The 25,380-nt window shown below is 40.2% G+C and carries 25 protein-coding genes; 23 read left to right on the top strand and 2 right to left on the bottom strand.

The window, feature by feature from the left end:
• Positions 1-46 precede the first annotated feature (46 nt).
• The 12 genes from AC1Z3S_RS17310 to AC1Z3S_RS17255 all read left to right on the top strand — a co-directional run bounded on the left by AC1Z3S_RS17310 (position 47) and on the right by AC1Z3S_RS17255 (position 9,975).
• Positions 47-394 carry a DUF1831 domain-containing protein gene (locus AC1Z3S_RS17310; RefSeq protein ID WP_265460052.1) on the top strand — a complete coding sequence of 116 codons (348 nt, stop codon included), beginning with the start codon at positions 47-49 and terminating at the stop codon, positions 392-394.
• 171 nt (positions 395-565) lie between these two features.
• Positions 566-1,186: a metallophosphoesterase gene (locus tag AC1Z3S_RS17305; RefSeq protein WP_461741390.1), complete on the top strand. Its 621-nt coding sequence runs from the start codon at positions 566-568 to the stop codon at positions 1,184-1,186.
• Between the two features lie 77 nt (positions 1,187-1,263).
• The gene (locus AC1Z3S_RS17300; RefSeq protein ID WP_461741389.1) at positions 1,264-1,812 is read left to right on the top strand and encodes a GNAT family N-acetyltransferase; all 549 of its coding nucleotides are present in this window, start codon (positions 1,264-1,266) and stop codon (positions 1,810-1,812) included.
• Between the two features lie 10 nt (positions 1,813-1,822).
• Positions 1,823-2,473 (top strand): hypothetical protein, encoded by a 651-nt coding sequence (locus tag AC1Z3S_RS17295; protein ID WP_461741388.1) that lies wholly within the window; start codon positions 1,823-1,825, stop codon positions 2,471-2,473.
• A 55-nt stretch (positions 2,474-2,528) separates the two neighbouring features.
• Positions 2,529-2,642 (top strand): LPXTG cell wall anchor domain-containing protein, encoded by a 114-nt coding sequence (locus AC1Z3S_RS17290; protein WP_461741387.1) that lies wholly within the window; start codon positions 2,529-2,531, stop codon positions 2,640-2,642.
• A 205-nt stretch (positions 2,643-2,847) separates the two neighbouring features.
• Positions 2,848-3,354 (top strand): helix-turn-helix domain-containing protein, encoded by a 507-nt coding sequence (locus AC1Z3S_RS17285; RefSeq protein ID WP_461741386.1) that lies wholly within the window; start codon positions 2,848-2,850, stop codon positions 3,352-3,354.
• Positions 3,355-3,370: 16 nt separating this feature from the next.
• The gene (locus AC1Z3S_RS17280; RefSeq protein ID WP_461741385.1) at positions 3,371-4,045 is read left to right on the top strand and encodes a hypothetical protein; all 675 of its coding nucleotides are present in this window, start codon (positions 3,371-3,373) and stop codon (positions 4,043-4,045) included.
• A 130-nt stretch (positions 4,046-4,175) separates the two neighbouring features.
• Complete coding sequence (gene mnmA, locus AC1Z3S_RS17275; RefSeq protein ID WP_461738330.1) at positions 4,176-5,297, top strand: tRNA 2-thiouridine(34) synthase MnmA; 1,122 nt, start codon at positions 4,176-4,178, stop codon at positions 5,295-5,297.
• Positions 5,298-5,462: 165 nt separating this feature from the next.
• Complete coding sequence (locus AC1Z3S_RS17270; RefSeq protein WP_265460045.1) at positions 5,463-5,840, top strand: DUF1033 family protein; 378 nt, start codon at positions 5,463-5,465, stop codon at positions 5,838-5,840.
• Entirely contained in the window at positions 5,773-7,848 is a 2,076-nt protein-coding gene (locus AC1Z3S_RS17265) for a DNA topoisomerase III (protein WP_461741384.1), read from the top strand. The genes AC1Z3S_RS17270 and AC1Z3S_RS17265 overlap by 68 nt, the downstream gene beginning before the upstream one ends.
• 9 nt (positions 7,849-7,857) lie before the next feature.
• The gene (locus tag AC1Z3S_RS17260; RefSeq protein WP_461741383.1) at positions 7,858-8,217 is read left to right on the top strand and encodes an inorganic diphosphatase; all 360 of its coding nucleotides are present in this window, start codon (positions 7,858-7,860) and stop codon (positions 8,215-8,217) included.
• 204 nt (positions 8,218-8,421) lie between these two features.
• Positions 8,422-9,975, top strand: a complete 1,554-nt coding sequence (locus tag AC1Z3S_RS17255) for a flavocytochrome c (RefSeq protein ID WP_461741382.1) — start codon at positions 8,422-8,424, stop codon at positions 9,973-9,975.
• Between the two features lie 267 nt (positions 9,976-10,242).
• On the opposite strand, the gene AC1Z3S_RS17250 is transcribed toward AC1Z3S_RS17255, so the two are convergent.
• On the bottom strand, positions 10,243-10,875 hold the full coding sequence (locus tag AC1Z3S_RS17250; RefSeq protein ID WP_461741381.1) for a hypothetical protein: 633 nt from the start codon (positions 10,873-10,875) through the stop codon (positions 10,243-10,245).
• 168 nt (positions 10,876-11,043) lie between these two features.
• Between AC1Z3S_RS17250 and AC1Z3S_RS17245 the strand changes: the two genes are divergently transcribed.
• Together AC1Z3S_RS17245 and AC1Z3S_RS17240 are read left to right on the top strand one after the other, a co-directional pair.
• Entirely contained in the window at positions 11,044-11,868 is an 825-nt protein-coding gene (locus tag AC1Z3S_RS17245) for a MerR family transcriptional regulator (RefSeq protein ID WP_461741380.1), read from the top strand.
• A 102-nt stretch (positions 11,869-11,970) separates the two neighbouring features.
• On the top strand, positions 11,971-12,444 hold the full coding sequence (locus tag AC1Z3S_RS17240) for an SAM-dependent methyltransferase (protein WP_461741379.1): 474 nt from the start codon (positions 11,971-11,973) through the stop codon (positions 12,442-12,444).
• Positions 12,445-12,500: 56 nt separating this feature from the next.
• Here AC1Z3S_RS17240 and AC1Z3S_RS17235 read toward each other — a convergent pair whose 3' ends face one another.
• Entirely contained in the window at positions 12,501-13,097 is a 597-nt protein-coding gene (locus AC1Z3S_RS17235) for an ATP-dependent Clp protease proteolytic subunit (protein ID WP_265460038.1), read from the bottom strand.
• Between the two features lie 269 nt (positions 13,098-13,366).
• Here AC1Z3S_RS17235 and AC1Z3S_RS17230 point away from each other — a divergent pair, with 269 nt between their 5' ends.
• The 9 genes from AC1Z3S_RS17230 (at position 13,367) to AC1Z3S_RS17190 (ending at position 25,375) form a co-directional block, all read left to right on the top strand.
• On the top strand, positions 13,367-14,782 hold the full coding sequence (locus tag AC1Z3S_RS17230; protein ID WP_461741378.1) for a cytochrome ubiquinol oxidase subunit I: 1,416 nt from the start codon (positions 13,367-13,369) through the stop codon (positions 14,780-14,782).
• Positions 14,782-15,795 carry a cytochrome d ubiquinol oxidase subunit II gene (gene cydB / locus AC1Z3S_RS17225; RefSeq protein ID WP_461741377.1) on the top strand — a complete coding sequence of 338 codons (1,014 nt, stop codon included), beginning with the start codon at positions 14,782-14,784 and terminating at the stop codon, positions 15,793-15,795. Before AC1Z3S_RS17230 ends, cydB begins: the two co-directional genes overlap by 1 nt.
• 3 nt (positions 15,796-15,798) lie before the next feature.
• The gene (gene cydD / locus AC1Z3S_RS17220; RefSeq protein ID WP_461741376.1) at positions 15,799-17,514 is read left to right on the top strand and encodes a thiol reductant ABC exporter subunit CydD; all 1,716 of its coding nucleotides are present in this window, start codon (positions 15,799-15,801) and stop codon (positions 17,512-17,514) included.
• Positions 17,514-19,262: a thiol reductant ABC exporter subunit CydC gene (gene cydC, locus AC1Z3S_RS17215; RefSeq protein ID WP_461741375.1), complete on the top strand. Its 1,749-nt coding sequence runs from the start codon at positions 17,514-17,516 to the stop codon at positions 19,260-19,262. The genes cydD and cydC overlap by 1 nt, the downstream gene beginning before the upstream one ends.
• Before the next feature lie 418 nt (positions 19,263-19,680).
• The gene (locus AC1Z3S_RS17210; protein WP_461741374.1) at positions 19,681-20,685 is read left to right on the top strand and encodes a 3-hydroxyacyl-CoA dehydrogenase; all 1,005 of its coding nucleotides are present in this window, start codon (positions 19,681-19,683) and stop codon (positions 20,683-20,685) included.
• 269 nt (positions 20,686-20,954) lie between these two features.
• The gene (locus tag AC1Z3S_RS17205) at positions 20,955-21,086 is read left to right on the top strand and encodes a hypothetical protein (RefSeq protein WP_461738342.1); all 132 of its coding nucleotides are present in this window, start codon (positions 20,955-20,957) and stop codon (positions 21,084-21,086) included.
• Between the two features lie 434 nt (positions 21,087-21,520).
• Complete coding sequence (locus AC1Z3S_RS17200; RefSeq protein ID WP_461741373.1) at positions 21,521-22,876, top strand: sensor histidine kinase; 1,356 nt, start codon at positions 21,521-21,523, stop codon at positions 22,874-22,876.
• Between the two features lie 373 nt (positions 22,877-23,249).
• On the top strand, positions 23,250-24,011 hold the full coding sequence (locus AC1Z3S_RS17195) for a LytR/AlgR family response regulator transcription factor (RefSeq protein WP_461741372.1): 762 nt from the start codon (positions 23,250-23,252) through the stop codon (positions 24,009-24,011).
• On the top strand, positions 24,002-25,375 hold the full coding sequence (locus AC1Z3S_RS17190) for a sensor histidine kinase (protein WP_461741371.1): 1,374 nt from the start codon (positions 24,002-24,004) through the stop codon (positions 25,373-25,375). The genes AC1Z3S_RS17195 and AC1Z3S_RS17190 overlap by 10 nt, the downstream gene beginning before the upstream one ends.
• The last annotated feature ends 5 nt before the right edge of the window (positions 25,376-25,380 follow it).

Here is a 25,380-nt window from a genome sequence, read left to right as displayed (position 1 = left end):
TAAGTTCTTTATAATAGAGGATGACTAAGTAATCGAGGTGAACAAAATGGCTTTTACAGAGACAGCAACAGTTGAGGGAGCATCAGTTCTTTATAAACTGAATCCTGAAGCAAAGCGTTACACATTAAGAGATAACGGATTTACTGAAACGAAATCCGGCAACTACCAAATGATCCGCAGCTTAGACGCAACGCCCCAAAGTAAAGAAGGGTTTCGTCTGAAGATTACCGTGGCTAAAGATTTGGAAACTTTTAAAATGTCCATCACAACCGCAAACGGCTTAAAAGCCGTCAATATTTTTAAAGACAATCAGCATGTGATGAGTCAAGAAAAATTCTACTTTTTAATGGACGGCATGATTAGCCGTGGACTTTTTGAAAAAGTAGCAGCATAATCGCAAAAAAAGCGAGGCCATAGGTCAAAAATAGAAAATAGCAAAGCTGTTGGCTTGGATAAAGCCGCCGAAGGGATTGTTTTACTACAATTGTCAGTAGGTGACAAACAGCGTGTTACTTTTTATTTTGAATGACCTATGGCCTAGTTTTATCTTATAAGCAGGTGAAATATGAAAAAATTTTTTATTGCAGACACCCATTTTTTCCACGAGCGTTTACTTGGCAGTAGCGACTTTGCCCCGCGGCCTTACGAATCAATCGAAGAGATGCATCAAGTGATGATTACCAGCTGGAATGCTGTCGTGACTGAAAAAGACACCGTTTATCATCTTGGAGATGTGGCGATGCATCCCAATTATGATAAGGGGAGTCCGGCGATTTTAGAAATTTTAAGGCAATTACAGGGGAAAATAGTGTTTATCAAAGGCAATCATGATAGCCGTAATTTTTTTACTTTTTTAGAAACCCATGATCCGAAACTAGCTAACGGTGAAGCAAAATTTGCTTTTGAAGATGTGGGGGCCATCGTGAAGTTTAATCATCATCAATACTATTTGACCCATTATCCAATGCTGCTGGGACAAACTGTTAATATTCGCAATCTTCACGGACATATTCACCATTACAGTGTCCCGATTGCTGAGGATATAAATGTTGGTGTCGATGCTCCAGAACGGGATTTTCTTAGCCAATCGGTTCCTTTTGGTACACCGTTGACAGAAAATCAAATAGATGAAATCGCAGAGAAAAAAGCTCAGGAATTAGCAAAAATTCGAGACGCCGGCGTATAAAGCTAGCCTGTTGATAAAAAGACTTGTCAGCGGCAGCAATCATCGCTATAATTTTTTGATAACGAGAGGGTGGTTAGATGGAATTTACAATTAGAATTGCAACACCAGCTGATGCTGAAAAAATCGTAGCTATTTATGAATATTATGTAAAAGAAACACCAATCACCTTTGAATACGAGGTGCCCAGTGTGGCTGAGTTCCACCAAAGAATCGCTTCAACTTTAGAACGCTATCCTTATTTGGTAGCAGAAATTGATGGAGAAATTATCGGCTATGCTTATGCCGGAGTCTACAAAGGCAGAGTGGCTTATGATTGGACGGTGGAGGTCACCGTTTATGTCAGTCATAAAACCCACGCTAAAGGTGTAGGAACAGCGTTGTATGAAGGCTTAGAAACGTATCTACTGCAACAGCACATCGTAAATTTAACAGCCTGCATCACTGGAGGGAATCAACGGAGCGTCAGCTTTCATGAAAAATTTGGTTATCAGGAAGTCGCTAACTTCCGCCATGTTGGCTATAAATTTGATCAGTGGCATGATGTATTATGGATGCAAAAAGTTTTAACGGATGTGCCAACTGTTCCTGCGCCATTTGTCCCGTTTGCAGAAGTCGTCAAGAAATGAGGGAAGCTTTATGACAGTCGCCCAGCAGGATTTTGATTATTACCAGCGGACGATTCAGGAAATGTATCAAAATTATTATTGGAAACGGATTGCCATCACTTTAATAGCTTTTGTGCTGATTTTGCTGTATACGATTATTTTTCGGGAAAGTTTAATCCTCAATGCTGTGCTGTTAATCGGTCTGGCGGCAATCGCGGTTTATCTGTTTAATGCCAAACAAAAATTTGCTGAGGTTTTTGACAAATTTTTGGCGGAAAACACCCCAGATTTAAAAATTCAAACCATCCAAGAAGATGAATATGCCTATAATGTAATGGAAAATGGTGAGCAGATCATTCGTGTCAATAAAAATGGGGTAAGAAATCTACCCTCCAGCGAAAAGCAATACACGATGATGGTCGGCTTTGCGAAGGCTTTTTTTAGTCAAGAACCACTGCAGATTATTTACTACGACATGCTGGAAATTACTTATGAAGAAAAATTTCGCTTGAAGCGCAACGGTTACAATTCAATGCCCCGCTTTTTACGACGCTTTTCTTTTAGTAATCTGAAGGCCGGCGTGGGAAATATTTTCAGCTTTGTACTGGGAAATATTTTTGTTTTATTTATCGTTTTTCGTTTAGTTCGCTATATTATTGCGATGTTTCGCAATTTTTTATAATAAAGTTTAAGAAAACCTGAGGAATGCTGAGTAGATCAGACTTTCTCAGGTTTTTTTGAACTTCCCCCAAACCAATGACCAAAGTTCCCTCATTTTACTTGTCATTGGCGGTGTGATTTTATTGTTTGTCATAGTCGTTTTTGTTAAGAGAAGGGCTGCAAAAAAATAAAGAGTAATCAAAAAGGCTGGGGCGTTGGTAAAAATTGGTGATAAAAGCGGCAGCCAGGTAGCTGCTGAGAAAAACAAATGCCTCAGTCTTATTTTTGATAAAACCTTAATATACCGGTCTGTCAATCAGCTTTGACAGGCTTTTTTTGTTGCTTTTCCAGATTTTTTGAGCGGGGCTTGATACAATAAAGGTGGAGGTGAGGAACGTGGATTTTGGGACACGTTTAAAAAGTTTGCGACAAGAACAACAGTTAACACAAGAGGAGCTGGCGCAGCAATTATTTGTCAGTCGTCAATCCGTATCCAATTGGGAAAATAATAAAGGCCAACCGGATTTAGAAAACTTAATTTTGATTAGCGAATTGTTTGGTACTAATCTTAATGACCTGATTCAGCCCGGTAAGTCGAGTAATAATCCAGAGGTCAGTCATGGTCGACCAGTGGGACAGGTCTTTGCCATTATCCAGATAGTTTGGAGTTTGCTGATGATTGCAACGGAAATTATTTTTGTGGATTATAGCATTCGCCAGTTTATCTTTTTTTGCTACTGCATTGGTGGGGCTTTGATTCAAGGTATTTATCTCCGCAAAACTAAACGACTGCAAAATGTCGTTACCCAAGGAGAAGATGCCTTTGATATTGGTATTTTTGTCTTTGCCGGTTTTTGGGTAGGTTTGCTGCTGATATTTGGTCTTTTAGCAGTCAATAGTTAAGAAAAGAGGAAGTGTCATGAAGGGTTTAATTATTACTTTATCACGGCAAGCGAATAATAGCATCATGTGGACGATGCAGGATCAATTTGTCCTGCCACGGTTGAAAAATTATTTAGAGTTGGAATATCCCCAGTATGAGTGGGAGGAAAAACCGTTTTATGAGGTAGATGCTGACGTTTTAGCCGATTATCAAATTGCCGCCCTTTCCCGTTTAGCGGAACCAAAACGTGGGCAAGTAATGGCGATGAAGCCGGGTATGGAAATTGTTGAGATTCCTCCTGAAGAAGCAGTCTCGCAGATGGCTTTTCGTGGGGACGTGCTGTTTAAAACTTCTGGCTATTTGTTAGCTGAAGGGCCTAAGCTGAAACAAAAAGGCCAACCAACACAGACTGAGCATTTTCACTATCAAAATTTGCAGCAGCTGATGCGGGATTATCCTTATATTTATTGGGAAGTCTCAGATTTTGAAAGCATTAAAGAAATTTTGCGTATTAAACCAACCTTAACTGTCGGCTTGGCGCCAGCCGCCTACGCATATAACAAATATTTTTCAGTTGAATTTCCCGAAGCGAAAATCATTAAGATTGCACCGAAAGCCTTGAGCCGGCCGCCGAAAATCTATGACAAAATAATGGCGGTGACCTTAGTAGTAACCTTGCTTTTAATGGGTCTCTTAGTTCTTTTCACGTAAAATGCTGACGGACAGCCTTTAGTCATTCTTAATGAAAAATTCAACAAAACAGTGTATAATACGATTCACTGAAAAGTTGCGACCTTCAAATCGTAGAGCTTCAGAATCTAATTGAAATGATGGTGATCAAATGATGGACAACAGCAAAACGAAAGTTGTCGTCGGGATGAGCGGCGGTGTCGATTCATCCGTAACAGCACTTTTGCTGAAGGAACAAGGCTATGATGTTGTGGGTATTTTTATGAAGAACTGGGACGACACCGATGAAAATGGTGTCTGCACGGCGACGGAAGATTATAAAGACGTTGCGAAAGTTGCAGCGCAAATCGGTATTCCTTATTATTCAGTCAATTTTGAAAAGGAATACTGGGACCGAGTTTTTGAATATTTCTTAGCGGAATATCGGGCCGGCCGCACGCCGAATCCTGACGTGATGTGTAATAAAGAAATTAAATTCAAAGCCTTTTTAGATTATGCTTTAGAATTAGGGGCAGATTATGTGGCGACGGGCCACTATGCTCAAGTTACTCGTGATGCAGATGGCACAACTCATATGTTGAGGGGTGTTGATAACAATAAAGATCAAACTTATTTCTTAAGCCAACTCTCTCAAGAACAATTGGCGAAGACGATGTTTCCTTTAGGGGGCATGGAAAAGCCGCAAGTTAGAGAAATTGCGGAAAAAGCTGGCTTAGCAACTGCCAAGAAAAAAGATTCAACAGGAGTCTGTTTTATCGGCGAAAAGAATTTTAAAGAATTTTTAAGTAATTATCTGCCAGCAAAAAAAGGAAACATGGTCACTTTAGAAGGTGAAATCAAAGGACAACATGACGGTTTAATGTATTATACGATTGGCCAACGTCAAGGCTTGGGCATTGGCGGCGGTGGCGATTCGCAAGAGCCGTGGTTTGTGGTGGGTAAAGATTTAGCCACCAACACCTTATATGTTGGACAAGGCTTCCATCATCCAGCTTTATATGCAACCAGCTTGGATGCAAGTGAAATCCATTTTACTACAAATACTGACAGAGCAACGGAATTTAAATGCACGGCAAAATTCCGCTATCGCCAACAAGATGTTCCGGTAACGGTGCAATTATTAGAAAATAATCAAGCACGGGTCGTTTTTGACGAACCCGTGAGAGCGATCACACCAGGCCAAGCCGTCGTTTTTTACGACGGAATGGAATGTTTAGGCGGCGGCTTAATTGACCATGCCTATCAAGAAAGCAAAGTTTTACAATATATTTAAAAGGGGATCTGAGAGTTTGAAAGACTCTCGGATTTTTTTGCTTAATTTTACAAAAAAAGCTCGTTTTTTGAAACAACTGACGTTTTTTTACAAGCTTCTTTCCTTGCAAGTTTTCAGTAAAGTGAATAGAATAAAGGTATCAAGAAATGAAGGGAAGCGAACAACGTGTACCAAGTAGTAAAAATGTATGGGGACAATGAGCCTTGGTGGTTCTTTGAGGACTGGCAAGATTCCATCACCGATCAGTACATATTCTCATCCCTTGAAGAAGCCATTGACTGTTACCGCACACTTTGGTTACAATTAAGACCAGAGTTTAACTATATGAACGCCAAAAATAATTTTTTAGTAGCCTTTTGGAATGATGGAGACGAACGCTGGTGCGAAGAGTGTGATGACGACCTGCAGCAATATCAAGGGCTGGCTTTACTGAAGGATTATCAAGCGGTGACAGCAGAAAGTGGAGTCGAGTTATATGAAACAACTAATTCTAGCGGAAAAACCAAGTGTTGCAAAGGATTTAAGCAAGGTGCTTGGAGCTAACCAAAAACATAAAAATTATTACGAAGGACCCAAGGTAATTGTTACTTGGGCCCTTGGTCATTTATTGGGCCTAAAAATGCCTGAAGACATCAACAAAGAATGGCAGACATGGCAAATGGAAACTTTGCCGATGATTCCTAAAAATTTAGGGATTAAACCATTGCCGAAAACCGGCCATCAACTGCGGGCAATCAAAGAATTAGCCAATCGCAAAGATGTCAGTGAAGCCGTGATTGCGACAGATGCCGGACGAGAAGGCGAGTTAGTCGCCCGTTGGATTTTAGAATATGTTCGCTTTAATAAACCGGTTAAACGTTTATGGATTTCTTCTCAAACGGACAAAGCGATTAAAGAAGGCTTCCGTCAATTAAAACCAGCCAAGGCTTATGATAATTTATATGAGTCCGCTTTGGCGCGGGCTCAAGCAGACTGGTTAGTCGGCTTAAATGTGACCCGAGCTTTAACGGTTAAATACAATGATAGTTTGTCAGCCGGTCGGGTCCAAACACCGACCTTGGCTCTAGTGCGGGAACAGGAAAAGAAAATTGAAAAATTCCGTCCGCAAACTTATTTTTCGATTGATTTGCAAATCGGTGAGGAAAAAGGCCGACTGCAGCAAAAAAATCCGATGGCCTTGACTGAGCGCAGTGACGCCGAAAAATTAGTTGCTGAATTAAGCAAGAGCAAAGCTAAAGTAATTAAAATCAGCGATAAAACCAAATCAGAACCGGCGCCTTTACCCTATGATTTAACAGAGATGCAACGGGAGGCCAATCAACGCTTTGGCTATTCAGCGAAAAAGACTTTGTCATTAGTCCAAAGCTTATATGAATTTCATAAAATTGTGACTTATCCGAGAACCGATAGCAAATATTTAACTCAGGATATGAAAGCGACGATGAAGGAACGACTGCAGGGAATTAGCGGCGCATACCCTGAGGCCCGCAGCATTTTAAAAAATGGTGGAAAAGTGCTGCAAGTAAGAGTCTTTAATGATGCAAAAGTCAGTGATCACCACGCTCTTTTACCAACGGAGCAGGCTCCTCGTTTTGAAAAATTAAGTACCGACGAGCAAAGAATTTATCAGCTGATTGTGGAGCGTTTCTTAGGTCTCTTTGCTGAAAATCATATCACCAAGCAGCGGACAATTACGGTCAAACAAGGCGAGCAAGAATTTTTATTCCGCCAAAGTGTTGTCGAACAAGCCGGCTGGAAAACAGCAGAAGCGAAAGTTTCTGCTCAAGCGGTAAACTGGCAGGAAGGTGCTTCGCTGGTTGGCCAGCTGCTAATTAATAAAGAGCTGACTGCACCGCCTAAGCCATTGACAGAAGGTACCCTGCTTTCGGCGATGGAAAAATATAGCCTAGGAACTCCTGCCACCAGAGCTGAGATTATTGAAAAATTAATTAAATCTGAACTGATGGAGCGCAATGCAAATCAGTTACAGGTATCACCAAAAGGGAAACAATTGCTGACTTTAGTTAATCCTTCTTTAGTTACTCCGGATTTAACGGCGACGTGGGAACGGGAATTAGAAAAAATTGCCCATGGCCAAGCTTCAGAAAAGCAATTTATCGCCGAAATTCAAAAGGAAACGAAAAAATTAGTCTTTGAAATTAAAGACAGCCAAAATACCTACCAAGATTTTTCTGTCACCCAGAAGAAATGTCCTGATTGCGGTGAGCTTTTACGGGAGAAAAACACCCGTGATGGTAAAATTTATCTCTGCAATAATTGTGGCTACCGACGCCGCAAAGATCCGAAGATGTCCAATCATCGCTGCCCGCAATGTCATCGCAAGATGGAAATTATTGAAGGCAAAAATGGCGCCTTTTTCCGTTGTAAATATGACGGTACCACAGAAAAAATGTTGGATAAAAAAGAGCGCAACAAAAAAATGACCAAACACGAAGAGCGGCGTCTGGTGAAAAAATATGCCCAAGCCGAAGAACCGCAGGAAAGTCCTTTAGCAGCGGCTTTAAAAGCCGCGATGGAAAAGAACGACTAGGAGGGGTTTATGATGGAGGATTGTGAGCTTGTAAAAATTATTGGTCAAGAGATTATGATTGAAATTGACCGACCTTTAGGGAGTAAGCATCCCCGCTTCCCTGATCATCTTTATCCAATCAACTATGGCTTTGTCCCGGGAATTATCGGCGGTGACGGTGCTGAACAGGATGTCTATCTTTTAGGTGTCGCTGAGCCGGTTGAAAAGGCTCAAGGCAAAGTGATTGCCGTTATTCAAAGATTAGATGATGTAGAAACCAAGTGGGTGGCGGCACCCTCCGGACAAAATTTTACTAGAGAAGAAATTGCGGCCGCTGTTGACTTCCAAGAAAAATATTTTGATAGCCGAATTTTGCTGAAGGAAGATTAAATAGGTTTTGAACAAATTGAATTGATTAACATGAACTTACCGTTAGATTGCAAAGTAGCAGTCTAACGGTTTTTTTGTTTGAAAATGGAAAATGTTTTTTTAACTATTTTAAGTGAAGAAAATCACAAAAAGTCTTGTCAGATGTTTACGGCCTTGTTAAGATAGGTCTAGCTTGAAAAAGTAAAAATGTTTGAGGGTGAAGGAATGAAGAAAAAAGTTTTAGCAAGTGTGATGGGGTTACTATCTGTGATGTTATTTACAACAGGGTGTAATGCAGATCAGGATACAACAGGATACGGTCAAGAGACGGAGGCCAGTACAACGGCGGCGTCAACAACGGCATCATCAGCAGAGGCGACTTCTGGGGCATCGGAAAATGGCGATGAATATGCAGATTTGAGCGAATTAGCTGACAAGTATGATGTAATTATCGTGGGAGCTGGCGGCGCTGGGATGACAGCGGCGATTGAAGCTAAAGATGCTGGCATGAATCCAGTCATTTTTGAAAAATTACCAGTAGCTGGCGGCAATACTGTCAAAGCTTCTGCGGGAATGAACGCTTCGGAATCAAAATTTGAGGTAGAACAAGGCGTTGAAGATAGCAACGATTTATTTTTTGAAGAAACCTTAAAGGGTGGCGGCGGTACCAATGATCAAGAATTATTACGATATTTTGTCGATCATTCAGCAGACGCTATCGATTGGTTAGATCAAAACGGCATTGTGTTGGACAATTTAACTACGACAGGTGGCATGAGTGTTACTAGAACCCATCGGCCAAGCGACGGCTCTGCTGTTGGCGAATATTTAGTTGATGGCCTCTTAAGAAATATCGGCGAACGGGAAATTCCAATTTTTGTGAACGCCGATGTCACAGCTATCAGTCAAAGCGATGGAACAGTTGACGGAGTTACAGTGGTCTTTAATCAAGATGAAGAAAAAGAAATTGCTGCAGACGCTGTGATTGTGACAACCGGAGGCTTTGGTGCCAATCAAGAAATGATTCAAGAGTATCGTCCTGACTTAGAAGGGTATGTCTCCACCAATTCAGAAGGAAGCACAGGTGATGGCATCACCATGATTACTGAATTAGGCGGCGCAACTGTCGATTTGGATCAAATTCAAATTCATCCGACCGTTCAGCAAAAGGATGGCTACTTAATTACAGAAGCTGTGCGGGGCGAAGGCGCTATTTTAGTGAACCAAGCAGGGGACCGCTTCTTTAATGAATTGGAAACCCGTGATAAAGTGTCTCAAGCGATTATCGACTTACCCGAACAATCTGCTTATTTAATTTTTGATGATAGCTTGCGGGATCGCGTGAAGGCTATTGATTTTTATGATCAACAGGGCTTTGTCGAAACTGGCCAAACGATTGCAGAATTAGCTGAAAAAATTGATGTACCGGCAGATGAATTACAAAAGACGCTAGACACTTGGAATCAAAGTGTCGCTAGCCAAAGTGATCCTGAGTTCAACCGGACAACCGGGATGACGGAAGCTTTAGCTGCAGCACCTTATTATGCGATTAAAATTGCACCGGGCATTCACCATACAATGGGCGGTGTCAAAATTAATACTGAGACACAGGTCTTAAAAGAAGATGGCGCTGCAATTACCGGCTTGTATGCAGCCGGTGAAGTAACCGGCGGCTTGCATGGACAAAACCGAATCGGCGGTAATGCAGTTGCAGATATTGTCATCTTTGGTCGGCAAGCGGGCATTCAAAGTGCGGCTTACGTTGCCGGTTTAGAATAGAAGTTAAACTTATTTTTGAATAAAATTAAAGGGAACAAGCTGCAGCTGGCAACTTGTTCCCTCTTTTTTTGATTAGTTTGGGATTGTAAGTAGGATTTTTTTACAAATGAACTACTAAATCATGTGTCAGCTGTCTCGTCGTTTTGATGGATGCACGAGAGAAAAAAACTTCTGTGAAACTGAATCACACGGCTATCTTAATTGAATTTGTCCCTTTTGTTAAATTTTATCTCTGTAACAAGTTATGGCTCAGCCCTTTTTTATTTACTATAAAATAAAGGCCAAGGCAATATAAAAATAACTCCAACGAGCATCTTTTTTTGCGGCTAGATAAATCAAACCGGCAATCAGAGAAAAAGCCATTGTATAAAAGCCGTCGCTGATTCCTTGTAAAAAGAAATGAATGCTTCCCCAGGTTACAGCTAGAAAAACTCCGCCAATTGGTAGCCAAGTTGGCAAATGAAAGCGTCGGTCGAAAAATTCTTGAGCAAAGCTGATGGTGATAAGAATTAAAAGAGACTCAGCAAGGTAATAGACAATCCGAGAAAGATAGGGGCCAATTTGTCGATTGGCCTCACCAGTAAACTCCATCCATGGCTTGAAGCCGCCAAAGCCGATTGTCGTCAGTAAAATAATTCCGCAAACGCAGATAATTAAAAAGAGCTGGGTCTGATTGTTTAGCTTGGCTTTAATCTTAAAAATATCAAAGGCAAATTTTGTTTTTGCTAAGTAAATCAGAGCGGTAGCTGCAATCAACCATAGGAGAGCTGTCAGCAGGTTGCTCGCTCCTGTTGAAAGTTTGATCATTAGTCCTTGTAAAAGTTCTAAACTAAATGCAGCAAAACCATATAAGGCTAGCCATAAGAATTCAATTGCTGGGATTTGTCGTTTTTGATCCATAAGTGAATGTCCTTTTTTTCACTATTATAACAAAAAAAAGCTTATTTTGAATATTTATTTGCAAATTGATATTTTTTTATTTTTTGTGACTAAATCAGAAGGATAAAGCTGGAATGAATTTAAATTTCTTTTTATAATAAACTGGAGAGTATCATAGGAGGTGGTCTTATGTTTAAAATCGGTGAATTTTCAAAACTGACTCAAGTCTCAATTCGGATGTTGCGGTATTACGATGAAAATGAATTACTCGCACCAGCACGGATTGATCCTCAAACCAATTATCGACTATATAGCGCTCAGCAGATTCCCCGACTAAATAAAATTATTTTTCTCAAGGATTTAGGTTTTACGGTAGCTGAAATTAGCACCGCGTTAAAAAAATGGCAGGGAGAAGATATAATCAACCTCCTGCAGCAACGCCGAGAGCTGATTGAAAATCAAATTCTTTTAGAGCAGGCAAAATTGGCGAAGATTGCTTTGGCAGAAAAGGACATTTTAACAGAAAAAATTAAAATCCATTACAATGTCACCATAAAAACGATTCCTCAGTATCAAGTAATCTCTTTAAGGCGGATAGTGAAGGATTATTTTCAAGAGGGATATCTTTGGAAGGAATTGAGTCAATCCCTTGAACCTAAGCAACTGAATCTAGCCAAAGAAAGTTTTTCTATCTATCATGATCCGGAGTATAAAACAAGTGACGTTGATATCGAGGTCTGTCTGGTGCTAGCTGAGACTAAGAATTTAACAGTATCAGCACCTTTTACCATACGCGAGGTTGCCGCTGAACCTTTGATGGCCTCCACACTGGTTTATGGTCCTTTTGCAAATATCAATGATGCGTTTTTGGCTTTTGCGGGTTGGTTAGAGGAACATCCACAATATCAAATGGGAACTTACAACCGGCAGATTGTCCATCGAGGACCTCGGGAGGAAGATAATCCAGAAAATTACTTAACTGAGATTCAAATTCCTATTCGAGAACGTCAGTAAACCAACTTAAACGGGCTTCTGCATAAAAAATAAGCTGCTGCTTGACTCTCACATGGTGTCAGCCTCTAAACTGGTTTTACCACAGTAGAGGAGGAAATTATCATGAATTTTCAAGTAGAAGCAATTGGGAAGATTATCAATCGACCTGATGAAATGGCCCTACACATTGATCAAAAATATCTTTCAGGTTTACAAGGGTTGGCCGGTTTTAGTCATCTCGCAGTTATTTGGTGGTTTAGTGATTTTGATACTGAAGCAGCTCGGGCAACATTGGAAGTACCTCAGCCTTATCGGAATGCTCCAGACGTGATGGGAATTTTCGCCACTCGCTCACCAGTGCGACCTAATCCGCTGGCGTTAACGATGGTGGAGGTTTTAGACATTGATTACGAGAAGGGGATGATTTACATTCCTTATATTGATGCCAACGATGATTCGCCACTATTGGATATCAAGCCTTACACACCAAGTGCTGATCGGATTGAAGAGCCTAAAGTCCCAGCTTGGTGCCAACATTGGCCACAGAGTTATGAGACTTCCGGTGATTTTGATTGGGAAGCTGAATTTTTATTTTAAATTTACGCAAAAGAAAAGCCGAGGAATTTTGCTCCTCGGCTTTTTTGTAAACTCAATTATTTCACTTCATCAGAAGATTTAACGATATGGGTAACAATCCCGTAGTCTTTGGCTTCTTCAACAGAAAGCCAGAAGTTACGGTCAGTATCTTGGGAAATTTTTTCATAGGTTTGACCGGTCGCTTCAGCGATTAAACGATTGATCCGTTCCCGCATTTTTAAAATTTCACGGGCTTCGATTTCAATTTCAGTTTGTTGGCCTTGCACACCGCCAGCTGGTTGGTGAATCATATAGCGGGTGTTTGGTAGGCTGTAGCGGTTTTCTTTTTGAGCCGCTAGATAGATAGTAATACCAGCACTGGCAACCCAGCCGGTACCGACCACCTTAACTTCAGGCTTCACAAATTGAATCATATCATGAATTGTGTCGCCAGCTTCAACGTGGCCTCCTTGACTGTTGATGTAAACAGTAATTGGGTCATCGCTTAAAGCGCTCAGCATCAATAATTGTGATGTAACTTCCTTTGCTAAATCTTGATTGATTTCACCGTAAATTAAAACGATTCGTTGTTCTAACATTTTTTGGCGGTATAAATCAGAAATATTGGGTTTGTTTTCGTTCTTTTCTTCTTCTTCATCGTTGTAGAAAAACATTGTAACGCCTCCTAAAAATCTTTATGGCTCTATTATAACAAAAGCAACAGAAATAGCGAAAAAAACGATTGAAGCGATATTTTTTCTTTTTAAAGAGAAATTCTTGATTAAATGAAACGTTAGCGGGATAATCTATCTAGTAGAGACATATTTTAAGGAAGTGTCTATTTTTGATTCCTTTTAATTAGAGATTTCAGCTGACTTGGAGTATACTTCTACTGGTGCAATTATTTATTTTTGGATCTACAAAAAAATGAGGAGGATAAAAAATGGATATTGTAACATTAGCACGTTTCCAATTTGCGATGACCACGGTTTTTCACTTTTTCTTCGTGCCATTCTCAATTGGCCTTGCAGTTGTCGTTGCTGTGATGGAAACGTTGTACGTTCGTACTAAAAACGAACAATACAAAAAAATGGCCCGCTTCTGGGGAAAAATATTATTACTCAGTTTTGCGGTTGGGGTTGTCACCGGGATTATTCAAGAATTTCAATTTGGGATGAACTGGTCAGACTACTCACGATTTGTGGGAGATATCTTTGGAGCGCCGCTGGCAGTGGAAGCTCTCTTAGCCTTCTTCTTGGAATCAACATTCTTAGGCTTATGGATGTTTACGTGGGACCGGGTGAAACCGGCCGTCCACAATTTATTTATGTGGCTCGTCACAATTGGTTCACTGTTGTCAGCCTTTTGGATTATTGTTGCCAATAGTTTTATGCAACATCCAACTGGTTATACTTTGAACAATGGTCGTGCGGAAATGACCGATTTTGGCGCACTACTAACCAATTCTCAAGCTTGGTATGAGTTTTCCCACGTTATTGCAGCAGCCATTACAATGGGGGGCATTATTGTCGCCGGCTTGTCGGCTTTCCAATTATTGAAGAAAAAAACTGAAATCAAAGACTTTTTCAAAAAGTCTTTACGAGTTGGTTTAGTCATCAGCTTAGTCGGTTCCGTGTTAGTTTTAGGTGCCGGTGATGCGCAGATGAAAGCATTGATTGAAGATCAACCGATGAAATTTGCGGCGATGGAAGGCTCTTATGAAGATAGTGGCGATCCAGCTGCTTGGACTTTGATTGCTTGGGCGAATACCACTGATCGGGAAACAGTCTTCAGCATCAAAATTCCTTATGTATTAAGTATTTTATCTTATAATTCTTTATCTGGTTCCGTTGATGGGATTGATACTGCTTATCAAGATTTAGTTGATGAGTATGGTCCGGGAGATTATATTCCACCAGTGAATACTCTGTTTTGGAGTTTTAGAATTATGGCCGGTTTCGGCGTATTAATGTTCTTAGTCTCAGCCTTAGGACTATTTTGGACAAGACGGAAAAAACCGTGGATGTTTGAAAATCGCTTCCTGCTGTGGGTGATGGGGCTTACCACCTTCACACCATTTATTGCTAATACAGCGGGCTGGTTAATTACTGAATTAGGTCGTTACCCATGGACAGTTTATGGACTATTTAAAATTGAAGACAGTGTTTCGCCGAATGTTTCGGTGACCTCATTGTTAATTTCTAATATTGTTTATTTCTTGTTGTTTGCAACTTTAGGCGGCGTCATGATTTATTTGATTCGCCGCACCTTGAAAAAAGGCCCATTTTATGATGATGAAATGGCGTTGAAAGAAAATAAACCAGCAACAGATCCTTTTGACAAGGAGGCGTTTGAATAATGAGCGGCTTGCAATTACTTTGGTTTGTCTTAATCGGTGTCTTATTCTCCGGCTTTTTCTTCTTAGAAGGCTTTGACTTTGGTGTGGGGATGTCAGTTCAAACACTGGCCCACAATGAAGAAGAAAAAGATCAAATTGTTTCGACGATTGGACCAGTCTGGGACGGCAATGAAGTCTGGCTTTTAACAGCCGGCGGAGCGATGTTTGCCTCTTTTCCATATTGGTATGCAACTTTGTTCAGCGGTTTTTATTTAGTCTTGTTTATCGTTTTAGTTGGCTTGATTATCCGTGGTGTATCCTTTGAATTTCGCCACTCTGTGAAGGCTAAACATAAAAATATTTGGAACTGGACGATGACCATCGGCAGTTTCTTAGTGCCATTTTTCTTCGGTGTAATTTTTATTGATATGATTCAAGGTATGCCGATTGACGCTAATGGCAATATGTCAGCTTCTTTCTTTGATTACATCAATCTCTTTTCTATCGTTGGTGGCGTGACCTTAACTTTATTATGCTATTTGCATGGATTAAACTACATCACTTTGAAAACAGAAGGACCAATCAGAGAACGGGCCCGCAATTATGCGAAGGCTTTGTATTGGGTATTGTATGCAGGTTTAGTTGTCTTTGCGATTCTCTTGTATTTGCAAACAGATTTCTTTGAGAATCATTTTGCTTTAACCTTATTATTAGTCGTCTTAATCGTGGCTCTGACAGTTATAGCCAATGTGTCAGTCATGAAACGTAAAGAGATGCTCGCTTTTCTGGCAAGTGGTTTGACCTTAGTGGCCTTAGTGGCCTTAATCTTTACCGGCATGTTCCCAAGAGTGATGATCAGCTCAATCACATCAGCTAATGATTTATTGATTGTTAATTCATCCAGCTCACCGTATACACTTAAAATTATGAGCTTTGTTTCTCTGACCATCCTGCCATTTGTTTTGGCTTATACAGGTTGGACCTATTATGTCTTTAGAAAACGGATTAAACACAACGAATCAGTGGGGTATTAATACATGATTGATAAAGCAATCATGAGATTTCCAGGAATTAAACAAATGATGGGATTGCTTGCAGGACTTTCAGTTCTGCAAGCAATCTTTATAATCGGCCAAGCCTATGCTCTCTCTAACGGCATCACTAATCTGTGGAATGGAGAAAAGCTCAGCGGCCAAGTATCCTGGATTCTCTTATTTTTTATTTTTTTTATGGGGCGTCATCTGGTGATTTTATTTCGAGACCAGCGTTTAGACAATTATGCTTATGACCAATCCAGTCAATTGCGAAAAAAATTACTGGAAAAAGTATTTCGAGTGGGTCCCGGCATTGTTCAAACTCAAGGGACCGGTAATACTGCGACAATGGCCCTTGAAGGAATCGAGCAGGTGGAGGAATACATCCACCTAATTTTGTCGAAAATGACCAATATGATGATTATACCGTGGATTTTACTGGCGGCGATTTTTTGGCTTGATTGGGAATCGGGAGTCGTGCTGATTGTCGTCTTTCCACTAATCATTATTTTTATGATTATTTTAGGCTACGCTGCCCAAGCCAAAGCAGATAATCAGTACAAGGCCTTTCAAATATTATCTAATCATTTTATTGACTCTTTGCGGGGGATTGATACGCTAAAATTGTTCGGCTTAAGCAAGCAATATGGCAACAGTATTTTTTCCACCAGCGAACGGTTTCGCAAAGCGACAATGAGTACATTGCGAGTAGCGATTTTATCTACCTTTGCCTTGGACTTTTTCACCACATTATCTGTAGCAATTGTGGCGGTTCTTTTAGGTCTACGCTTAATTGAAGGAAACATTTTGCTGTTTCCGGCATTGATAACATTGATTTTAGCGCCGGAATACTTTTTGCCGATTCGGGACTTTGCCGGTGACTACCACGCAACACTTGATGGAAAAAATGCGATGACGGCAGTGCGGGGAATTTTGGAAGAACCAGAAGCCGCTACTGAAGCGACAGCTTTACCAGAATGGCAGGCCGATTCAGATTTAGTCTTGAAAGATTTGAGCTTCAACTATCAAGACTTTCAAGCCTTGTCAGATGTTTCCCTATCAGTTAAAGGCAATCAAAAAATTGGCATTATTGGTATGAGTGGCTCAGGTAAGTCGACGTTGATTAATTTATTAAGCGGCTTTACTACGCCAGAGTCTGGTGAAATTCAGTATAACCAGCAGACATTGACGAGCTTCAAAGAACAATTTTGGCAAAAACAACTGGCCTATATTCCACAAAATCCTTATATCTTCCAGTTGAGTTTGAGAGAAAATATTGCCTTTTATTTTCCTACAGCAACCGAGGAACAAATCTTTGAAGCGATTCGGATTGTCGGCTTAGATGAGCTGGTGGCTGAATTACCCGCAGGCATTGACACACAAATCGGAGAAGGTGCCCGCACTCTTAGTGGCGGGCAAGCTCAGCGAATTGCCTTGGCACGAGCCTTTTTAGATCAAGAACGCCATGTCCTTTTATTTGATGAACCGACTGCCCATTTGGACATTGAAACGGAAGTTGAATTAAAGGAAAAAATGCTGCCGCTAATGGAAAATAAATTGGTTTTCTTTGCCACCCATCGCCTGCATTGGATGCAGGAAATGGATTATATTTTAGTTTTGGATGAAGGCAAGGTAGTAGAAGCTGGTACTTTAAATGAGCTGCTGGCCCATGAAGGTGCCTATCTACGCTTAAGTCAACGATTGAAGGAGGGTGCCTGATGGAAAAAATTGGTTTAACGAAAGTTTTAAAAACCGACACTTGGGTCAAGCCCTTCTTAAAACAATATAAGGTTGCCTTAGCCGGAGCGGTCTTTTTAGGCTTCTTAACATTCTTTTGTGCCGGTGCCTTGATGTTTAACTCTGGCTATTTAATTAGTCGAGCGGCTTCACTGCCGGAAAATATTTTGATGATTTATATTCCGATTGTTTTAACGCGGGCCTTTGGGATTGGTCGGCCGGTCTTTCGGTATATCGAGCGGCTAGTCAGTCACAACTGGGTTTTGAAAATGACCTCTAATTTGCGGGTCAAGCTGTACAATGTGTTAGAAAAAGATGCCATCTTTTTCCGGCGTAAATATCGGACAGGAGATATTCTTGGTCTGTTAGCCGAAGATATCAACCATATCCAAAATCTTTATCTGCGGACCATTTTTCCAACAATTATCGCTTGGGTTCTGTATGTCTTCATTGTGATTGGCTTAGGACTTTTTAGCTGGTGGTTTGGCTTAGCAATGCTTTTGATGATGGGAATTATGATTTTTGTCGTACCGCTGTATTCCGCCTTGATGAATGGCGTCCGTCAAGAAAAACGCAAAGGAATGAAAAATCTTTTGTATCGAGATTTAACTGATAATATTCTCGGCGTTTCCGATTGGATTTTTGCCCAAAGAAGTCAAGAATATTTGAATCATTACGAAGCTAGCGAAGCTGCCTTGCGGGAAGTCGATGCACGAATCAATCGCTTTGACCGTAAACGGGATTTGTTACTGCAATTTGTCTTTGCTTTAATCGTGATTGCGTTGTTCGTTTGGACCAGCTTCCGCTTTCCTGGTAACCACGGCGGGGCTGCCAATTGGATAGCCGCCTTTGTACTGAGCGGCTTTCCATTAGTTGACGCTTTTGCTCCCTTACCTTCAGCGGCGCAGGAAACAAATATCTATAAAGATTCGATTGAACGCTTAAATCAATTAGAGGTTCAAGAGGAGCCTGCTGCTTTCGATTTGACAAAAGTTCAAGGCTCACTGGATATGGTTGTAGACGATGTGACATTCCAATATCCTCACACCCAGAAAAAAGTTTTACAGCAGTTGGATTTAACAATTCCGCAAGGTGAAAAAATTGCCATCTTAGGCCGCAGTGGTTCTGGCAAAAGCACTTTAGCTACCTTACTTCGGGGAGACTTAATGCCAACTTCTGGCACAATTTCATTGGCAGGTGTGGCGACGGATACCTTTGGTGACGCAATCTCAAATTACATCAGTGTCATCAATCAAGAACCTTATTTATTCAATACCACAATTTTAAATAATTTGCGGATTGGTCGTGAGTCGGCCACCGAAGAGGAAGTTTGGCAAGTTTTAGAACGGGTTGGTCTGAAAAAAATGGTGGAACGATTGCCGGAACAATTGGCAACAATGGTGGACGAAGCTGGTCTGCGTTTTTCTGGCGGTGAACGACACCGGATGGCCTTAGCTCGTGTGCTCCTGCAGGATGTGCCAATCATTATTTTAGACGAACCAACTGTCGGACTTGATCCAATTACCGAACAAAGTTTATTGGAAACCTTCTTTCAAAACTTAGAGGGTAAAACAATTATTTGGATTACCCATCATCTGCAGGGGGTTTCCATGATGGATCGGGTCATTTTTATTGAAGATGGTCAGCTTGCCCTCAGTGGTACACCAGCTGAACTAGCAGCCAGCAACTCTCGTTATCAGCAATTACTGGCGATTGATAAGGGATTATAAACTAAAGATTACGTCAAACAGCCAAGCGGTACATTGCTTGGCTGTTTTTTTATCAGAACGATTTTCATTAGAAGGTAGCTTTTTTATTTAGATTTCTTTATTTAGGAATCATCAGTATTTCAAAAAGAATTTTAAACTGGTTAATATTGAAGAGTTGTCAAGGCAGTAACAAGCTCTCTTTTTAGATCAATTATTAACTCGAGCACTAAACCGACAAAAGCCTATCGTAAAAGACTTTTCCGCAATTTTTGGCAATAAAAAGGGGGATTTCTTCCGGTGTTAACTGCTTAAATCTTTTTGCTGCAAACTAAAAAAATAGTTCAGAGAGCTTTTTTAAAGCATCGTTTTTGCCTTCTAAAATTTCTGCACGTTATGATAACAATTGTTACTAAATGCGAAATTTTAGGAGGAAATTTTAATGGATTTTAAAAAGATTACCGTTGCCGGCAGCGGTGTTTTAGGCAGTCAAATTGCTTTTCAGATTGCCTTTAAAGGCTTTGAGGTGACAATTTACGATATCGATGCGGCGGCTATTTCAAAAGGGAAACAAGCTATTAATAAATTAGTCGAACGCTATACAGAAGAGTTGCAGGAAGCTGTTGAGCAAGCGGAAATTTACGAGGATGCTTTGAGCTACAATCGTAATTTATTACCAGCGATATCGCAAATAATGAAGGAAAAAGTGGCTGAACAAGTAAAACAGGTGGAAAAAGCAGCACAAAGCCTGCATTTTACAGACGATTTGCAGGCAGCTGTTGCCGAAGCTGATTATTTAATAGAGGCTGTCCCGGAGCAGGTTGCTATCAAAAAAGATTTTTATCAAAAATTGGCGAAGGTTGCCCCGGCAAAAACAATTTTTGCCAGCAATAGTTCGACTTTTCTGCCTAGTCAATTTGCTGAAGTATCAGGCCGTCCGGAAAAATTTCTAGCGATGCATTTTTCCAATGAAATTTGGCAAAAAAATATTGCCGAGGTGATGGCCCATGAAAAAACTGATCCCAATGTTGTAAAAGAGGTAATGCATTTTGCCGAAGCGATGGGGATGGTGCCAATCAAGATTGAAAAAGAACAGCCGGAGTATATCATGAATTCATTGCTAGGACCGTTTTTAGACGCTTCATTGAATTTGTTGGTGACAGGTATCGCTGATCCGGTGACGATTGATAGAACTTGGATGATTTCTACCGGAGCACCGAGTGGACCTTTTATGACCTTAGACGTAATTGGCTTGCAGACAGCATACAATATTTTCCAAAATTCTGCCGACGCAGCTGAGGAACCCGACAACCATTATCAAAAGATTGCCGACCATCTAAAAAATGAGTACTTAGATAAAGGCTATTATGGTCAAGCAAATGGCCGCGGTTTTTATAGCTATCCGAATCCGGAATTTGCGGAGGAAGATTTTTTGCGGAAAAATTAATGCTGAAAAAGGGGCTTTAGTTTGCTAATTGCTAATCCAATCAAAGAAAAGTTTTAGGTGCTTTTAGCTGTTTAACAATCTCGTGAACTGGCTTAAAAAGTCCACGGGAAAAATTCAAGTGACTCAGTCTGAAACAATCTCAATTATTCAAATAAGAAAAAAATGTGGCGAATTTCTGAAAAATTACCCCTTAAGCTTTTCTTACTGCCAATTTAAGCTCTGCTTAATCTTCTTGACCTAAGCTGAAGAGCATAAAGGAGGCTGATTCTATGAAAATCACCGAGAAACTAAAAAATAAATGGATTGTTGTTAAAAACCGCTTTTTTAAAATTGGTCGCGATGTTGTCTATGAATTAGCTATTTTAGCCAGCGCCCATTACCTGTACGTGCATTTCTTCTAAAAAATTGAATTAGTTGGTCGCAACTTTGGAAACAAAATAATTTATCAAAGATACAGAGACTGTAGTCAATGTTTGGCTGGATGCTCACATTTGTCCCTTTTTTGTCCCTTTACAAAGGAGAAAACTTTGAGATTGTTATTGGCCCTTCGATAAAGTTGCGGCTTTTTTGTGTTTTCCATCGCATTTATTATTAAAAAATGTTAAAATTTTGATTAAAAAGACAATTGGATGTAAAGTTGCAAAAAACTTTCTTCCGAAACGCGAGATGCAGGCTTACCACCATCAACAAAAATCGATTTTTTCTTGACCTGCCTTGTCTAATAATTGTCGGATGAAAATTGCTTCAGCTTAATTTTTGTTATGAAAACAGTCTAAGATTTTTTTATAGAACTTCTGTGGTGTTTTGTTTTTAAGTGAAAAGGGGGGGGACTGACTTGAGTTATGCAGCCTATGTTGTTTTAAACTGGGGATATCTTTTAGGACAATTAGTGATGATTGCTGCTTTTGTAAAACAGTTAAATGGTGTACCAAGTCAGCGTTCCTTTGTACCGTTGCTGTATGTAGGCTATGCCCTAGCTAGTTCCTTATTGGGAAGTTCCTTAGTTTTTTCTGAAATTGAAGAAAAGGGTTATTACGACCTCAGTGTGTTTGTTCTGGTGCTGGCAGTCTTAATGCAAATAGTTCAAGCCTGTTTCATTCACTATCTGTATCCACTTATTACCAGAAGAGTTATTTTTTCCGCCGGTGTTTTCCTACTGGCTACCGTTGAATTTGTCGAAAGCTTGCAAAATATCATAGTGCCTAATTTCTTTAATGCTACAAATTTCCCTTATCTAGTGAAACTTCTTTTAGCAGTTGGACCGTCTTTAGGGATAATGGCCATCTTAATCCTATTAAAACGCAGTAATTTTTATAGGGTACTGAGAAAAAGCCTGCCCTCCTTTCGATTTATTTTCATTTTTATGGTCGCTTATTTTGTCTTAGAAACAGCTTTTTCGTTTTTTACGAACTTTCTAATTGAAAAAGTAGCTTTTTGGCGTCCGCTATATGCCCTGAACAATCTTTTTTTGATTCTCGTCATTTTTATAATTTTCTGGCAGTATTTTCGAGAAAAGAAATTTGCGAATGCAGAATTATTACGCCTGCAACAGCAAAACTATTTGCAGCGCTTGGAAAAAGTTCAATTGGAGCTGCGCAAAGTTCACCATGATTATAAAAATGTCGCCACGGGTCTGTATGCGCAAGTGGAGGCGGGGGACTTAGCGGGGGCTAAAAAGTATCTGAATGAAAAATTTTTACAGCTGGATCAAAATTTGCAATTGGATATTCAACAGATGAACCAATTGACCCAGGTTGAAGTCGCTGAATTGAAGGCTTTACTATTGAGCAAGCTGATGCTAGCAGAAAAAAATGGTGTCAATATGACCTTAGAAGTGCTGCTGCCGGTTACCAACGTGGCAATCGAAATCAGTGATTTATTACGTTGTTTAGGCATCGTCTTAGACAATGCAATTGAGGCGGCGGAAGCAGCAGAAGTTAAAACGGTGCAGGTACTATTTTTGCAGGAATCAGAAGTCTTAACGATAAGTATTAAGAATGCCACTTGCCAACAGGTTGATTTGCAAAAAATTTTTCAAGCCGGTTACTCCACAAAAGGTAGCAATCGTGGTTTAGGTCTGAGCATCCTGAAAGAAATTAGTCGCCGCTACCATAATTTCTTTGTGGAAACGCGTCTTGAGGCCGGCTATTTTCAACAAATTTTACTTTTACATGGCACTAAGGCTAATTAAAATTTGAAGCAAATTTTAACTTTTTAATGGGTATGATGATTTCAAGAGTGGTGCAGATGAAGAGAAATTTTTAGGTACTTCAACTGCGAAGCAATACTGAAAATAATCAAAAATTGTGACATTAGTCTTTTTACTGGTTGAAATCCTGCGCTATAGATTGTTTGTTTCTATGGTTTAGCAATTTGTGAGAAAAAAGTATGTGTGCTTCTGCGGCCCATTAGGTCTCAAAAGCAGATTGATAATATTTCGTGGCTTTTGCTAGATAGGGTTTACGAAGTTTAGCTCTGCTTTAGCTATTAGCAAACCTGCTTCTCTGTTGGTTTGAATTTTATTGGTTGGTTAGAAAAAGGAAAAGGACTATAGGGGTGTTTGAATGGTACCGATTTATATTTGTGAGGATGAGCGGCCGGCCCGTGAATTTCTGCAGAAAATGATTGAAAATTTTTTATTGATTTATGATTATGACATGGAGATTGTCTTGGCGACAGCGGATCCTTGTGCTGTAATCAAGCACCGGGAAAGCCAGCAACAGCCAGCAATTTATTTCTTTGATGTGGATTTACAGCATCCAGATTATAACGGCTTTACCTTGGCCAAAGAAATCCGCAAACTGGATGCCAGAGGCTTTTTAGTTTTTGTTACTACCCATGAAGAGCTGATTTTTGAAACTTTTAAATATCGTCTGGAGGCGATGAGCTATTTAGAAAAAGATCAGCCGGAATTATTAAAACAGCAGGTGCAACAATGTCTGAGTGACATCAATCAGCTGATTTCTAGTGATATTAGTAGTGAACAGACCTATTATACAATTAAGGGGGACACTAGTTATCAAATCCCGCTAGCTGAGATTATCTTTTTTGAAACAGCTGCTCCCCATCGGTTAGTCCTTCATTCGAAAAATCGGCGGATTGAATTTCGTGGAGATTTAAAAAAGGTTCAAGAGGAAGTCGGCGCTGATTTTATTAAAGTCCATCGCTCTTATTTGGTCAAGGCCAGTAGTATTGCAGAAATTAATTTTGGCGACAATCAATTGGTTATGCAAAATAACGCCACCTGCTTATTATCCCGTCAAGGCAAGCGGGCATTGAAGGAATACTTGGCACTCCACAAAAATGAGGGGTTGTTATGGGATTAATCAGTGTTGTGGTCATCACAACCATCATGAATTTTAGCTGGCAGGTGGCCATTTATTTAGGTATTCGTAATTTAACTAGGACCGTCAGCCCTAGAAAATATAAATGGCTGATTTACGCAGGGTTATCTCTTTATGGCGGTCTGACAGCAATGCTAGCTTACTTGCCGTTTCTAGAAATTCAAACATGGCTGGGCTTTACTGCCATTATTATGGCCGTCGATGTGCTGACGACTATCATAGGCATTTTTGTTCACCAGTACATTTTTCCGCAGGTTAAAAAGCGCATCATCTTTTTTGTTTTTGTCTGTGTGTCGCTATTTGTCAGTTTTTTTCAAGTTTTTTCAGCGGCAATTTTACGGCTCTTACTACAGTCTTTCTTAAACACGACTTGGGGATATTATGCTTATGTGTTAGGAGATGGGCTGTTGTCTGCTGCAGCCATCATTTTCTTTTTTCAATGGTTTTCTAGAAGGAAGGCCTTTCGCATTTTCCAAAAGGTCTTAGCCTTTCCCAACTTTACATTTATCATCAGTCTTGTTGTCTATTTTATTTTGCAAGTTATCATCCACTCAGTTTTACAGTCTGCGCAAAATCAATCCATGGTGACGCTGATTTTTTGGGGGGCTTCGTATTTATTAGTGCTGGCGTTAAGTCTCTTTCTTTTTTGGCAGTATTTTAGAGAGCAGCGTTTAAAAAATTCAGAGCTTTTAGTGCAGCAGCAACAAATCTATGTCAATCGGTTAGAGAAAATTCAACAGGAACTGCGTAAAATTCAACATGATTATAAAAATGTCGCAGCTGGTGCTTACGCTCATATGGAGGCGGGGGATTTGGTAGCGGCGCAGAAGTATATCAGTCAAAAACTGCTGAAAATGGATCAAGGGCTGCAGCTGAGTATTCAACAGGCCAATCAGCTGACCAATATTAAAAATATTGAGGTCAAGACTCTCTTGATGACAAAAATCGTCGCAGGTGAAGAAAATGGCGTACAGCTGATAATCGAAGCAATTGAACCGATTGCTTCGATTGCCATGGAGAGCAGTGATTTGCTGCGCAGCCTGGGGATTTTACTAGACAATGCGCTTGAGGCTGCCGCAAAAACTGAGAAGAAACAAGTGCAGGTGGCCTTTATCCAAGACGAAGAGTTGATTATCTTAGTAAAAAATCCAATTGAAGATTCTTCCTTGGATTTGCAAAAAATCTGGCAGAGTGGTTATTCAACTAAGGGGAAAAATCGTGGCTTAGGTTTAGGCATTCTCAAGGAAATTTTGTCCCGCTATCCTCATATTGTCAGCGAGACCCGCCTTAGAGACGGGCAATTTATTCAAATTTTGACGATTGGCAAAACTAAATTTAGCTATTAAAAACC

This window comes from Enterococcus sp. LJL90 (assembly GCF_056924355.1).
This window is presented reverse-complemented; position numbering and strand designations above follow the sequence as displayed.